A 14018-nucleotide genomic window follows, 5' to 3' on the forward strand; every position below is an offset into this window, starting at 1 on the left:
GAACCATGCACGAATTCAATAAAAAAATCTCCTTGCGCCATTTGCAAGCTTTCGCCACGCTAGCCCGTGTAAACAGCTTCAGCCGGGCGGCCGAAGAGCTGCACGTGACTCAGCCGGCGTTGAGCGCGTCGATCAAGCTGCTGGAGAACCAGCTGGGAAAAAAGTTGTTTATACGCACAACCCATCAGCTCGAACTGACGCGCGAAGGCAAGCTGGCGCTCGATTACACCACCCATTTGCTCAATACGGCCAACAATACCTTTGCCGATATCGCGCGCGCCATCGGCAGCGGCCGCCATCGCATCCGCATCGGCGCCATTCCCTCGGCCATGGCCATGACGGCAGCGGCGGTGGCGCGCTATACCGAGCAGCATGGCGACGAGGTGGAGATCGTGCTGTCCGACATGCCCAATGATGGTCTGCTGCAGGCGCTGCACTCGGGCCAGCTCGATTTTTGCGTGGGCATCGAGGTGCCGGGCGCGGTGTCATTCGAGGCGGTGACGCTGTTCGAGGATGAACTGGTGCTGGTGACTTCACGCCAGCATGCGCTGGCGCCGCAGAAAGAGATTCATTGGGACCAGCTGGCCGGACAGGAAATTGTGGTGTTTACCAAAGGCAGCATCTGGGAGTTTGCCTCGAGCGCGCTGCACCAGCACGGCCTCAATCCGTCGAGCCTGTATCAGATGGTGCACAGCGAATCGCTGTACGGCGTGGTGCGCGCCGGCATTGCCGTCGGCATTATGCCCAGCCTGTACACCACGTTTCTCAACGATATAGAGCTGCACGTGGCGCCGCTGCGCCAACCCACCTGTAAGCGCAAGATCGCGCTGATGCGGCGCAATGAAATCAGCCGCAATCACCATGTCGACCGCTGCTTCCTGGCCTTGAAACAGGATCTGAAGCAGGTTGATCAGTGGTTTTAAGCTGGCGCCTTGAGCAAATTGGCCAGCGCCACATACTGCTCGAGCCCGATACTTTCGGGGCGCAGCGTCGGATCGATACCGGCCGCCACGATCTGCTCTTCGGTAAACATGCCGGCCAGGCAGTTGCGGATCACCTTGCGGCGCTGCGAGAAGGCCTTCATCACCACCGCTTCGAGCGTCGCCTGGTCGCAAGCGAGGCGCTGCCGGACCGGAATCATGCGCACGATGGCCGACTCGACCTTCGGTGGCGGATCGAACGCGGTTGGTGGCACGATAAACAGCAGCGACATATCGTAGCGCCACTGCAGCATCACCGACAGGCGGCCATAGGCTTTGGTGCCCGGTTCGGCCACCATGCGTTCAACCACTTCCTTTTGCAGCATGAAATGCTGGTCCTGCACCAGCGGCGCAAAGTCGGCCAGGTGGAACAACAGCGGGCTGGAGATGTTGTACGGTAAATTGCCGACGATGCGCAGCTTCTGGCCTTCCGGTACGGGAATCTGTGCAAAGTCGAATTTCAGCGCGTCGCCCGAATGAATGGTCAGTTTGGCGGCATCGAAGGCTTTTTTCAGGCGCACGATCAGGTCGCGGTCCAGCTCGACCACATGCATGTGCGGCAGGTGGCGCAGCAACTGTTCGGTCATGGCGCCCAGGCCCGGGCCGATTTCAACCATGGCGTCGCCAGCTTGCGGACTGATCGACGCTGTGATGTCGTCCAGCACGAAGCGGTCATGCAGGAAGTTCTGGCCAAAGCGTTTGCGGGCAACGTGTTTCATATGATGTCTTCTATTAATGCGGTAAAGCCGGCACAGGCCGGCAAGGTATTGTTACGGCAACAGCAAGCCTCAACGCGCGCTGCTGGCTTTCAGCATATCGAGTGCGGTGCGCAGCGCCTGCTGCATGCTGCCGGTGTCAGCCACACCGAGGCCTTGCGCGGCCACATCGAGCGCCGTGCCATGGTCGACCGAGGTGCGAATCAGCGGCAGGCCCAGCGTCACATTGATGCCGCGCCCGAAGGTAGCGTATTTCAGCACCGGCAGGCCCTGGTCGTGATACATGGCCAGCACGCAATCGGCGTCCTGCAGGTATTTCGGCTGGAACAGGGTGTCGGCCGGATACGGTCCCTGCGCGTCGATGCCGCGTGCCTGCGCTGCGGCAATGGCTGGCGCAATCACATCGATCTCTTCACGTCCCAGATAGCCGCCCTCGCCCGCATGCGGATTCAAACCCGTTACCAGGATGCGCGGCGCGACAATGCCGAACTTCTGGCGCAAATCGGCGTCGATAATATCGAGCGTGGTGGCCAGGCCGTCTTGCGTGATGGCAGCCGGTACGTCTTTCAGTGGCAGATGGGTGGTGGCCAGCGCCACGCGCAGCACCGGCTGGCCGTGGCCAGGGTCGCCAGCGAGCATCATCACCACTTGCGGCGTGCCGGTTTTTTCTGCCAGGTATTCGGTATGGCCGGAAAACGCCACGCCAGCCTGGTTGATGGTGCTTTTCTGCAATGGCGCGGTGACCATCGCGCCAAACCAGCCAGCCTGTATGCCTTCCACGGCCGCATCGAGGGTATCGAGCACGGCGCGCCCGTTATCCTTGTCCAGCACGCCAGGAATGACATTGTTGTCGGTAGGAATATCGATCACTGCCAGACGGCCTGGACCGAAGTGCGGCAAACCGCTGTTGCGCACTGCCTGCAGCGACAGCGCCGCCAGCCGGATTTCCGGGTCGATCAGGCTGGCCGTCAGCGCCAGAAAGGCCGCGTCGCCCAGCAAAATGCAATTGGCTTCATGGCGCATCGCCCAGGCGGCGCGGATCGAAATTTCCGGCCCCACGCCGGCCGGCTCGCCACAGGTGATGGCAATGGCGGGACGGCGGCCTGCAGGCAGATTACTCATGCGCAACGCCCACCTTTACTGGTCGTCCGGACGGAATTCAACGTACGCGCGGTCGCGCACCTCGCGCGCCCAGCTCTCGGTCGCTTCTTCCAGCTTGCGCTCGCGCAGGGCGTTGCGGGCGGCATTGCGCTGCTTTTCTTTTGAAACGTCATCGCTCTTGCGCTCAAGCACTTCGATCAGGTGGAAACCAAAGCTGGTCTCGATCGGATCGCTGACCTGGCCGGGTTTCAGGCCGTTCATCGCCGCTTCAAATTCCGGCACGGTGTCGCCCGGATACAGCCAGCCCAAATCGCCTCCCTTGGACGCCGAGCCATCATTCGAGAACAGACGGGCCAGGTCTTCAAACTTGGCGGCCTTGTTGTCGAGGCGCTCTTTGAGTTCCAGCAGCTTGCGCTTGGCTTCTGCCGCCGACATGGTCGGCGTGACTTTCAGCAGGATATGGCGCGCATGCGTCTGCTGCACGGCGTCCACGGCCTGCGCCTGGGCAGCCGTACGGCGATCGACGACTTTCAGGATATGGAAACCGGTATTGCTCTTGATAATCGGGGTGATCTGGCCCGCTTTCAGTTTCAGCAGCTGCTCGGTAAACAGCGGCGGCAGGCGGTCGCTGTTGCGCCAGCCGATCTCGCCGCCGTTGAGGGCGTCGCTGGCGTCGGAATAGGTGGCGGCCATCTTGGCAAAATCGGCGCCGGTACGCAGCTGGCGGCTGACCTCTTCGGCGCGTGCGCGGCGCGCAGCGATCTGTTCAGGGCTGGAGTTTTCGGGTATGCGCACCAGGATTTGCGACAGGTTCAGTTCCACCTGTTCATTTGCGGCAGCCTTTTCCGCTTCCAGGAAGTTGTCGACCTCGGAGTCGGAAATCTGGATCTTGGCGTCGACTTCATGTTCGCGCAGGCGCTGCATGATGATTTCATCGCGGATTTCTTCGCGGAAGGCGGCAAACGGCGTGCCTTCTTTTTCCATCTGGTTGCGCAGGTCCTGGATGGTCATTTTTTGCTGTTCAGCAATACGGCCGATCGCGCGGTCGAGCGTCTGGTCATCGACGCGCACGCCCATTTCCTTGGCCAGCTGCATCTGTGCGCGCTCGACGATCATGCGCTCCAGCAACTGGCGGCGCAGGTCGGCCGGATCGGGCAGCGGCACGTTCTGCGCCTTCATACGCTGTTCCACGGCCTTGATGCGCGCCGCCACTTCATTGCGCGTAATGACGTCGTCATTGACCACCACGGCAATCGAATCGATGGTCTGGCCCTTGCTGGACGCCGGCGGCGTAAAGCCCTTCACCGGCGCTGCTGCCGGCTTGGCTGGGGCCGGTGCTGCGGCCTGCTGCGCCCAGGCGCTACTGGTTGCTGCGCCGGAAATGGCGCACATCAGAATCGCTGCAATTTTGAGTTGGTGCATACTGGCATTACGCATAATGTGGAAAGCGCTCATGTTCAAGTGAATAAAAAAACCGCTTGCGCCAGCGCCGGGGTCACCGGCGGCGGCGGCATTGCCATCTTAACGGACAGGCGGGTTCAGTGCCTGGTAGCCAGGGATGGTTTTGGTAAAGGTTTCCAGGCCGTTGGCGCCCAGACCCAGGCCGTTCGACAGGCCGGTCAGCTCCAGCTGGAAGAAAATCGGCGTCGACGATTTGCGCGCCGACGTCACAAAGCGCTGCGCGCCCATGCGGAAAACCCAGCAATCGCCCTTGTATTCGAGTCCCACCAGGCCTTCGAGCAGGCGGCGGTCGAGCAGCGAATAGCTGACGCGCCCCACGCCGTACAGGCGATCGGACAACGGCCACTGCGACGACACTTCGGCATTGCGGAAGCTGTCGCGCTGGAAGCGATTACTGAAATTCAAGACCTTTTTCGGCCCCGGCTGGTACTGCAGCGAATACGTCGAGCTGACCAGCTGGCTGTCGCTGGGATTGTACTGCACCAGGCTGTCGACGGTCCAAGTCTCCGACACACGGCCGGTTGCGGCCAGCAGGATATCGGAACGCGACTGGTTGACCGGCGTGGTCGAATTGAGCTGCACCCGCTGGTCGGCAAAATAGAAGCGCTGGCCAAAGGTCAGGCGCATGCGCTCGGTGCCATCGGCCTGCAGGAAACGCGATACCAACGCCGCCGTCATCTGATTGGCGTCGCCGATGCGGTCGCTGCCGACAAAGCGGTTTTCGGTAAAAATCTGCGTCAGGTTGAAGGTGGCGTCGGCCGTATCGAAGTTCGGGAACTGCGACTGGTTGCGGTACGGCGTATACACATAGAACAGGCGCGGTTCGAGCGTTTGCGTGCCGCCCTTGGCGCCGAACAGATTGCTGTCGCGCTCGAATACCAGCCCGCTGTCGACCGAGATAGTCGGCACGGCGCGGTTGAACGAGGTGGTGCCAAACTGTGCCTGGGTGGTGGCGTTATTGTCGAGCTGGTACGCGCTGGCATTCAGCATCAGCTTGGGCGTAATGAAGTAACCGGGACGCACGATGGGAAAGCTCACCTGCGGCACCACCACCAGGCGATTGCCCTGCACCAGCGTCGGATGCACGAAACGCGTCAGCTCGCTGTCAAAGCTCCAGTCGAAGCCGCCCCATACGTCATATTTGCCAGCGTGGAAATTAATCGACGGCAAACGGTCATAGGGACGCGTCACGAACAGACTGGGATCAGTCACCGCATCCGGGTCCTGCAGCACCTGATAGTTCTGCACGCGCGCCGTCAGCGACCAGTCTTCGGTGCGGTAATCGGTGCGCAGCTCGCGCAGCAGCTGGCGCTCGGTGGCGTTGGCCACGGTTTTCGAGAAGTCGTTCGGGTAGTTATTGTCCGATGCATCGCGCACATCCCAGCCGTAGGTCCAGCCCTTGGCCAGCGCCTGCTCATGCCTGGACTTGATCATGTAGCGGTCGGTCTTGGTCTGCTTGTCATTGGGCAGGTAGTCGATCGACGTCTCGCCGCTGTACAGGCCGGCATCGGTCTCGCCCAGATAACGCCCGACAGCACCGAGCTGGATGCCACGCCGCTGAATATACTTGGGATACAGCGTCAGGTCGCGGTTAGGCGCAATATTCACATAATAGGGCACCAGCAGCTCGAAACCGTTCTTCGAGGCAAAGCCCGGCGTTGGCGCCAGCCAGCCCGAGCGGCGCGCGCCCGACAGCGAGAACGAAATGCCGGGCGCGCCCAGGATCGGCACGTCCTTGAAGTAAATAATGGTCTTGCCACCCGTGCCCACATCGCGCCCGCTATCGAGGTTGAGCGTGCTCGATTTCAGATACCAGTCGGGATTGGGCCCTTCGCAGGTGCTGTAGGTGCCGTCGATCACGGTCGCTTCATCGGGGTTGATAAAGTCGACCCGCTCGGCTTTGCCGCGGCCGTTGCCCACTTCAAAATGATAGGTGGGGTTGAGCAGGAAACCCTTACCCGTATCCATGTTCAATTTCAGCAGGTCACCCGTATACTGGTCGCCGAAACGGCGCATCGTGATGCGGCCTTCGGCCTCGACTTCATTTTCAACTTGTTTGTAACAAGCTGTATCGGACGTCATTTTGGTGGTCGTGCCGCGCTCAATCACGACATTATTGTCAAGATTGATCTCGCGTTCGGGACGGCCGCTGATGCTTTCGGCCGTCATGACGGTCGGCGCGTCCGGGTCTTCAACATGCACCGGGCGCGGCGCTTTCTGGGCGTGAGCAGGCACCGCCGTAGCGGCAACAAGGGCACTGAGGGCGAAAGCCCAGCGCTGACTAGGGGGGGAGGCCGAAAACCAGCTCATGGATTGGACAAGGTAAGCACCATTGACAGGCGATTTTTTAAAGTGAATCCCTTATTATATGGGAATCCGCACGATCAACCCGTTTCCACAGGCCGTTTTAATGTCATCCTCATCCAATTCCCCCACCGCGCCGGCCCAACCCGACGTCCGCCTGACCCTGTTGAAGAACTGGTTGTCCTCATTGCAGCTGGTTGACGTCGAGACCGCCCGTCCGGCATCGAGCGACGCCAGTTTCCGCCGCTATTACCGGCTCGACGCCCTGCCGGGCGCGGCCGGCCTGCCCGGCGCCACCGTGATTGCCATGGATGCGCCGCCCGAGCGCGAAAACGTGCCGGCCTATATCAAGGTGGCCAGCCTGCTGCGCGACGCCGGCGTGTCGGTGCCCGAGATTATTGCGCAAGACCTGGAAAACGGCTTCCTGTTGCTGTCCGACCTGGGCGTGACCACCTATCTCGATGCGCTCGACCATGACAACGCCGCGGTGCTGTACGCCGAAGCGCTCGAATCGCTGATGCGCATCCAGCAGGCCAGCAGGCCGGACGTGCTGCCCGAATTCGACCGCGCCTTTGTCCTGCGTGAGCTCAATCTGTTCCCCGAGTGGTATATCGGCAAACATCTGGGCGCCACCCTGACGGATATACAGGCAACGCAGCTGAACCAGGTATTCGACGCCATCGCCGCCAATATCCTGGCGCAGCAGCAGGTCTTCATGCACCGCGACTACCACTCGCGCAATCTGATGCATGTCAACGATGGCTCGCTGCCCAATCCGGGCATCCTCGATTTCCAGGACGCCGTCTATGGCCCGATCACCTACGATATCGCTTCGCTGCTGCGCGACGCCTATATCCAGTGGGATGAAGAGCTGGTGCTCGACTGGGTGATTCGCTACTGGCAGCGCGCCAAGCAACTGGGCTTGCCGGTCAATCCCGATATCGACGCCTTCTACCGCGACTTTGAATTCACGGCGCTGCAGCGCCACCTGAAGATCCTGGGCATCTTTACGCGCCTGCACTACCGCGACGGCAAGGACCAGTACATGGGCGACCTGCCGACCGTGCTTGACTACGTGCGCAAGACCGCCAACCGCTACAAGGAACTCAAACCGCTGATCCGCCTGCTCGACGCGCTGGAAAACAAGGCGCCGCAGGTCGGCTACACCTTTTAATACTTATTTTTTCTGCCTCACTGAAAACGACTTGCCCATGAAAGCCATGATTTTCGCCGCCGGCCGCGGCGAACGGATGCGTCCACTGACCGATACCTGCCCCAAGCCGCTGCTGAAAGTACGCGGCCGCCCATTGATTGTCTGGCATGTACTGAACCTGGTGCGCGCCGGCATTACCGACATCGTCATCAACCATTCCCACCTGGGCCACCTGATTGAAGAGGCGCTCGGCGACGGCAGCCAGTACGGCGCGCGCATCGCCTATTCGCCCGAGACCACGCCGCTGGAAACGGCCGGCGGCATTGCCCAGGCGCGCCACCTGCTGGGCGAGGAGCCGTTCCTGGCCATTTCCGGCGATATCTATTGCCCTTACTTCGATTTTTCGCAGGTGCAAGACGTGCTGGCCGACAAGGACGTGCTGGGCACGCCGTATCCGCCCGAGACGCGCGATATCGCCTGGACCTACCTGGTGCCCAATCCCGACCACCATCCCAAGGGCGACTTCGGCCTGACGCTGTACGCCATCAACAATACCGACGAGACGCGCTGGACCTTTGGCAATATCGGCGTCTATCGTCCTGAAATGTTCGACGGCATTGCACCGGGCAGCCATGCGGGCCTGGGCGACCTGTTGCGCAAGTACGCCGACCAGGGCCGCATCGGCGGCGAAGTGTATCTGGGCGAGTGGACCAATGTCGGCACGCCCGAGCAGCTCGACGCCTTGAATGGCGTGGCGCCGAAAGCGACAGCGTGACGGACGCAGCGGCCATTCCCATGCTGGCCAATTACGCGGCGCGGCGCGCCGCCCTGATGGCGCAGATGGCGCCGGGCAGCGTGGCCATCGTGGCCACCGCGCCTGAAGTGGCGCGCAATAGCGACTGCGACTACCCGTACCGCCACGACAGCTATTTTTACTATCTGAGCGGTTTTGCCGAGCCTGACAGCGTGCTGGTGCTGGTGGCCGCCAGCGCCACGGCGCCGGCGAAGGCGCTGTTGTTCTGCCGCGCCAAGCACGCCGAGCGGGAAATCTGGGATGGCTTTCGCTATGGTCCCGAAGCGGCGCGCACGGCCTTCGGCTTCGACGCTGCTTTTCCCATCGAAGAACTCGATGCCGAAGTCTCGCGCCTGCTGGCCGATGCACCGGCCATCTGTTATGCGCTCGGCGGCAGCCTGGACGCACAGGTCAAAGTATGGCTGCGCAATGTGCGGCAAAAGGCGCGCAGCGGCGTGACGGCGCCGGCCAGCGCCGTCGATATCGGCCCGCTGCTAGACGCCATGCGCCTGCTGAAGGATCAGGACGAGCAACAGCTGATGCGCCGCGCCGCCGCCATTGCCAGCGCCGCCCATGTACGCGCCATGCGGGCCACCCGCCCGGGCCTTTATGAATATGCGCTGGATGCCGAACTGCTGTACGAATTTCGCCGCAGCGGCGCCCAGGCGCCGGCCTACAACTCCATCGTGGCCGGCGGCGCCAACGCCTGCATCCTGCACTACAGCGCCAACAACGCGCGCCTGAACGACGGCGAACTGGTGCTGATCGACGCCGGCTGCGAGCTCGATGGCTATGCGTCCGACATCACCCGTACCTGGCCCGTCAACGGCCGCTTCAGCGCGCCGCAACGTGATCTGTACCAGCTGGTGCTGGCCGCGCAACAGGCGGCGCTCGACATGGTACGCCCAGGCCTGGCGCAAAACCTGATCCACGAGGCGGCAGTACAGGTACTGGCGCAAGGCATGCTCGACCTGGGCCTGCTGGACCGCCACAGCTGCGGCAGCGTAGAGGACGTGATCGCCAACAAGAGCTACCTGCCGTTCTATATGCACGGCACCAGCCACTGGCTGGGCATGGATGTGCATGACGTGGGGGCCTACCGCGATACTTCCGCGGCCGGCAAGCCCTGGCGCGCGCTTGAAGCGGGCATGGTGCTGACTGTCGAACCGGGCATCTATGTGCGTCCGTCCGAGGGCGTGCCCGAGCATTTCTGGCACACCGGCATCCGCATCGAGGACGACGTGCTGGTCACGCCGCAAGGCCATGAAGTATTGAGCAGCGCGCCCAAAAGCGTCGCTGAAATCGAACAACTGATGTCACAGGATTAGCATGCACGCACCGTCCACCTACGATCTCGCCATCTGCGGCGCCGGCCCGGTCGGCATGGCGCTGGCCGCCCTGCTTGCGCAACGCGGTGCAGCATCGGCCGGCATCGTGCTGGTCGACGCCAAGTCGCTGGAGCAGGCCAGGCACGATCCGCGCACCATCGCACTGTCGCATGGCAGCCGCCTGATCCTGGAAGAAGCCGGCGCCTGGCCGGTCGAAGCGACGCCGATCCACCAGATCCATGTCTCGCGCCGCGGCCGTTTTGGCCGTAGCCTGATGGAGCGCAGCGAACATGGCGTCGAAGCGCTCGGCTATGTGGCGCGCTATGGCGCAGTGGTCAGCGTGCTGGCCGATGTGTGCGAGCGCGCCGGCATCGCCTCGCTGCGCCCGGCGCGGGTGACCGATACGCGCGAAGACGCCGATGGCGTCGATGTGACCGTGGAACGCGATGGCGCCGGCCAAACACTGCGCGCGCGCCTGCTGGTGCAGGCCGAAGGCGGCCTGTTTGGCCAGCAGAAGGAACGCGCTGTCAGCCGCGACTATGGCCAGAGCGCCATTATCGCCCATGTGCGCACCAGCCACCCGGTGCCGCATCGCGCCTATGAGCGCTTTACCGATGAAGGACCGCTGGCGCTGCTGCCCGAGGACGACGGCTACGCGCTGGTCTGGTGCGTGCCGCCGGCGCGCGCCGCACAGCTGCTGGCACTGGACGAGGCCGCTTTCCTGGCACGCCTGGGCGCAGCGTTCGGCGAACGCCTGGGGCGCTTTACCCATGTTTCGCCGCGCCTGGCCTATCCGCTGGGACTGAATGCCGAGGCGCCGGGCACGGCGCGCACGATCGCCATCGGCAATGCCGCGCAGACGCTGCATCCGGTAGCCGGCCAGGGCCTGAACCTGGGCCTGCGCGACGCGGCCGTATTGGCGCGCGTGCTGGCAGCCGACAGCAGCCCGGCGGCGCTGGCGCGCTATGCAAGCCAGCGCGCAGCCGACCGTGGCGCAACGGTGCGCATTACCGACACCATGGCGCGTATCTTTACCGGTAATGCACCGGCGCAAACGCTGCTGGGCCTGTCGCTGGGGCTGCTCGACATCGTGCGCCCGGCGCGCCATGTCCTGGCTGGCATGATGATGTACGGACGCCGCTAAAAATTGCATATGCCCCTGCTGGCAACAGGGGCATGCGGGCAAAAAAGAAACAGGTGAAAAAAGCGGCATGGAATAAACCGTCATGGGGTGCGACAATGAGGCCCACCCGGATTTTGGCGACGGTTCCATGACAGACGCATTGCCCGTAATTCCCCTCGCGGCGCCACTGGCTGGCACCTTGCCGGCAGTGCTGTTTTCGCGCCTGCTGGAAGACTCCCTCGACGCCGTCGTCATTATCGATGAACATTGCCGCATCTGCTATATCAATGGCGCCATGCAGTCGCTGTCGGGCTACGCCAGCGGCGAATTGCTGGGCCAGACGCTGAACGGCCTGCTGCCCGATGCGGTCGCGGCGCAGCATGACCGCATGGTAATCGATTACATCCGCAGTTCGCGCACCTCCAGCGTGCTGGGCAAGATCCGCGAATTTGCCATCCGTCACCGCAATGCGCAGATGATCCCGATCGAGATGAAGGCCATGGACCTGGGCATGGTGGACGGGGTACGCTATTTCGGCGCTTTTCTGCTCGATGTGCGCGCGCGGCGCGAACTGGCCGAAAAGAACGCCAGCCTGCTGGCGCAACTGGAACAGCAGGCGCTGCACGACGCGCTCACGTCGCTGCCCAACCGCCGCGCCTACGAAGCGCAGGCCGAGCAGGCGATGGCGCGCGCCGCGCGCAGCGGCGGCCCGCTGGCTGTCGGCGTGGCCGACCTCGATCATTTCAAGAAAATCAACGACCGCTACGGCCATGCGGTGGGCGACGCCGTGCTGCGCACGGTGGCGCAGGTACTGCGCGACACGGCCCGCATCACCGACCTGGCCGCGCGCCTGGGCGGCGAAGAATTCGGCCTGCTGTTCCCCGACGCCACGCTGGCACAGGCACACGGCGTGGCCGAGCGCATCCGCGCAGCCATCGCCAACACCCCAACCCTGCTGCCTGACGGCACGCCGCTGCAGGTCACCATGAGCATCGGCGTAGCCGCCCTGCCCCCCGGCGTCACGCTCGACGCGGCCATGTCGGAAGCGGACAAGGCGCTGTATGCGGCCAAGCATCAGGGGCGCAATCAGGTGGCCAGCGCGGGTTGATTTTTTGCATTGAACCGTGATCGCGTTCACCCCAACGGCGAAAATGCCGGGGTCGGATCCGTAGGTCGGATTAGGCGCGGAGCGCCGTAATCCGACAACACCTGAGACGCCAACAATGTTGTCGGATTACGGCCCGAAGGGCCTAATCCGACCTACGGGCCGGGTTACTCCACTGCCTTGAGCATATCCTCAATCACCTTCTTGGCATCACCAAACACCATCATGGTATTAGGCTGATAGAACAGTTCATTGTCCAGCCCAGCATAGCCCGACGCCATCGAGCGCTTGTTGACGATAATGCTCTTGGCTTTGTAGGCTTCCAAGATCGGCATGCCAGCAATCGGTGACTTGGGGTCCTTGGCAGCGGGGTTGACCACGTCGTTGGCGCCCAGCACCAGCACCACGTCGGTCTGGCCGAATTCGCCGTTGATGTCTTCCATCTCGAACACCTGGTCGTACGGCACTTCGGCTTCGGCCAGCAACACGTTCATATGGCCCGGCATGCGCCCGGCCACCGGGTGGATCGCATACTTGACGGTGACGCCCTTGTGGGTCAGCTTTTCCACCAGTTCCTTGAGCGAATGCTGCGCGCGCGCCACCGCCAGGCCGTAGCCGGGTACGATAATCACGGTTTCGGCATTGCCCATGATAAAGGCGGCGTCGTCGGCCGAGCCGGATTTGACCGGGCGCTGTTCCTGCGCGCCAGCGCTGCCGGCAGCGGGCGCATCGCCGCCAAAGCCACCCAGGATCACATTGAAGAACGAGCGGTTCATGGCCTTGCACATGATGTACGACAGGATCGCGCCAGACGAACCGACCAGCGAGCCGGCGATAATCAGCATCGAATTGTTGAGCGAAAAGCCGATGCCGGCCGCCGCCCAGCCCGAATAGCTGTTGAGCATGGAAACCACCACCGGCATGTCGGCGCCGCCGATCGGAATAATGATCAGCACGCCCAGCACAAAAGCGATCAGCGCCATGATGATGAACGGCGTCCAGGCCGGTTCCACGCCGTCGGCAAAGCAGAACGCCAGGCCCAGGCCCACCATCACCAGCGCCAGCAACAGGTTGAGCAGATGCTGGCCCTTGAAGCTGACCGGTGCGCCCTGGAACAGGCGGAACTTGTATTTGCCCGACAGCTTGCCAAAGGCAATCACCGAACCGGAAAACGTAATGGCGCCGACAAAGGTGCCGATAAAGAGCTCGAAGCGGTTGCCGATCGGCAGTGCTTCGCCATGCGCGGCAATATTGAAGGCCCAGGGCTCGGATACCGCCGCCACCGCGATACAGACGGCCGCCAGGCCGATCAGCGAATGCATGGCCGCCACCAGTTCGGGCATCTTGGTCATTTCCACGGTTTTCGCCAGATAGGCGCCGATGGCGCCGCCTACCACCACACCAAGGATCACCAGCGTCAGGCCCATGCCGCCGGTCTGCTGCTCCTGCAATTTCAGGATCAGCGCCACCGTGGTCACCGCAGCAATGGCCATGCCGCTCATGCCAAAGGCGTTGCCGCGGCGCGCCGTCGACGGCGACGACAAGCCTTTCAAGGCCTGGATAAAACAGACCGAGGCTATCAGATACATCATCGTCACCAGGTTCATGGTGACAAAGCTCATCGCGTGGCTCATGGCTTGTCTCCCTGCTTGGCCTTCGGCTCTTTTTTGCGGAACATTTCCAGCATGCGCTGGGTCACCAGGAAGCCGCCAAACACGTTCACGGCAGCAAGCGCCACGGCCACCGTACCGGCTACCTGCGCCAGCAGACCGTCGGTCAGGCCGGCCGCCAGCATGGCGCCGACAATAATGATGGCCGAGATGGCGTTGGTAACAGCCATCAGCGGCGTATGCAGCGCCGGCGTGACTGTCCAGACCACGTGGTAGCCGACGTAAATGGCCAGTACAAAGATAATGAGATTGATAATGGTGTGGCTGACATCCATACTGTTTTC

Annotated in this window: 12 protein-coding genes; 6 read left to right on the forward strand and 6 right to left on the reverse strand. The window is 62.5% G+C overall.

From position 1 onward, the window contains the following. Window positions 1-5: 5 nt before the first annotated feature. Window positions 6-923, forward strand: a complete 918-nt coding sequence (locus tag GCM43_RS07220) for a LysR family transcriptional regulator (protein ID WP_152242829.1) — start codon at window positions 6-8, stop codon at window positions 921-923. Here GCM43_RS07220 and rsmA read toward each other — a convergent pair. The 4 genes from rsmA to GCM43_RS07240 all read right to left on the reverse strand — a co-directional run bounded on the left by rsmA (window position 920) and on the right by GCM43_RS07240 (window position 6568). Beyond that, the gene (gene rsmA / locus GCM43_RS07225; RefSeq protein WP_152242830.1) at window positions 920-1699 is read right to left on the reverse strand and encodes a 16S rRNA (adenine(1518)-N(6)/adenine(1519)-N(6))-dimethyltransferase RsmA; all 780 of its coding nucleotides are present in this window, start codon (window positions 1697-1699) and stop codon (window positions 920-922) included. The two genes, GCM43_RS07220 and rsmA, sit on opposite strands and share 4 nt — an antisense overlap. A 69-nt stretch (window positions 1700-1768) precedes the next feature. Then, window positions 1769-2818 (reverse strand): 4-hydroxythreonine-4-phosphate dehydrogenase PdxA, encoded by a 1050-nt coding sequence (gene pdxA, locus GCM43_RS07230; protein ID WP_152242831.1) that lies wholly within the window; start codon window positions 2816-2818, stop codon window positions 1769-1771. Between the two features lie 15 nt (window positions 2819-2833). Continuing rightward, complete coding sequence (locus GCM43_RS07235) at window positions 2834-4219, reverse strand: peptidylprolyl isomerase (protein WP_226929371.1); 1386 nt, start codon at window positions 4217-4219, stop codon at window positions 2834-2836. A 99-nt stretch (window positions 4220-4318) separates the two neighbouring features. After that, window positions 4319-6568 (reverse strand): LPS-assembly protein LptD, encoded by a 2250-nt coding sequence (locus GCM43_RS07240; RefSeq protein WP_152242833.1) that lies wholly within the window; start codon window positions 6566-6568, stop codon window positions 4319-4321. 100 nt (window positions 6569-6668) lie between these two features. On the opposite strand from GCM43_RS07240, the gene GCM43_RS07245 reads away from it, so the two are divergent. The 5 genes from GCM43_RS07245 to GCM43_RS07265 all read left to right on the forward strand — a co-directional run bounded on the left by GCM43_RS07245 (window position 6669) and on the right by GCM43_RS07265 (window position 12067). After that, window positions 6669-7736, forward strand: coding sequence for an aminoglycoside phosphotransferase family protein (locus GCM43_RS07245; RefSeq protein ID WP_152242834.1), 1068 nt, complete (start codon window positions 6669-6671; stop codon window positions 7734-7736). A 37-nt stretch (window positions 7737-7773) separates the two neighbouring features. After that, the gene (murU, locus tag GCM43_RS07250; protein ID WP_152242835.1) at window positions 7774-8490 is read left to right on the forward strand and encodes an N-acetylmuramate alpha-1-phosphate uridylyltransferase MurU; all 717 of its coding nucleotides are present in this window, start codon (window positions 7774-7776) and stop codon (window positions 8488-8490) included. A gap of 20 nt (window positions 8491-8510) precedes the next feature. Then, on the forward strand, window positions 8511-9836 hold the full coding sequence (pepP, locus tag GCM43_RS07255; RefSeq protein ID WP_152242978.1) for a Xaa-Pro aminopeptidase: 1326 nt from the start codon (window positions 8511-8513) through the stop codon (window positions 9834-9836). Window position 9837: 1 nt separating this feature from the next. After that, entirely contained in the window at window positions 9838-10980 is a 1143-nt protein-coding gene (locus tag GCM43_RS07260) for a UbiH/UbiF/VisC/COQ6 family ubiquinone biosynthesis hydroxylase (RefSeq protein WP_152242836.1), read from the forward strand. A gap of 127 nt (window positions 10981-11107) precedes the next feature. Further along, window positions 11108-12067 (forward strand): sensor domain-containing diguanylate cyclase, encoded by a 960-nt coding sequence (locus GCM43_RS07265; protein ID WP_193315562.1) that lies wholly within the window; start codon window positions 11108-11110, stop codon window positions 12065-12067. Between the two features lie 164 nt (window positions 12068-12231). Here GCM43_RS07265 and GCM43_RS07270 read toward each other — a convergent pair whose 3' ends face one another. Continuing rightward, on the reverse strand, window positions 12232-13686 hold the full coding sequence (locus GCM43_RS07270) for an NAD(P)(+) transhydrogenase (Re/Si-specific) subunit beta (protein ID WP_152242979.1): 1455 nt from the start codon (window positions 13684-13686) through the stop codon (window positions 12232-12234). A gap of 8 nt (window positions 13687-13694) precedes the next feature. Further along, window positions 13695-14009 carry an NAD(P) transhydrogenase subunit alpha part 2 gene (locus tag GCM43_RS07275; protein WP_152242838.1) on the reverse strand — a complete coding sequence of 105 codons (315 nt, stop codon included), beginning with the start codon at window positions 14007-14009 and terminating at the stop codon, window positions 13695-13697. Between the last annotated feature and the right edge of the window lie 9 nt (window positions 14010-14018).

Origin of the sequence: Janthinobacterium aquaticum, assembly GCF_009208565.1 — a bacterium.
Lineage (GTDB): Bacteria > Pseudomonadota > Gammaproteobacteria > Burkholderiales > Burkholderiaceae_D > Janthinobacterium.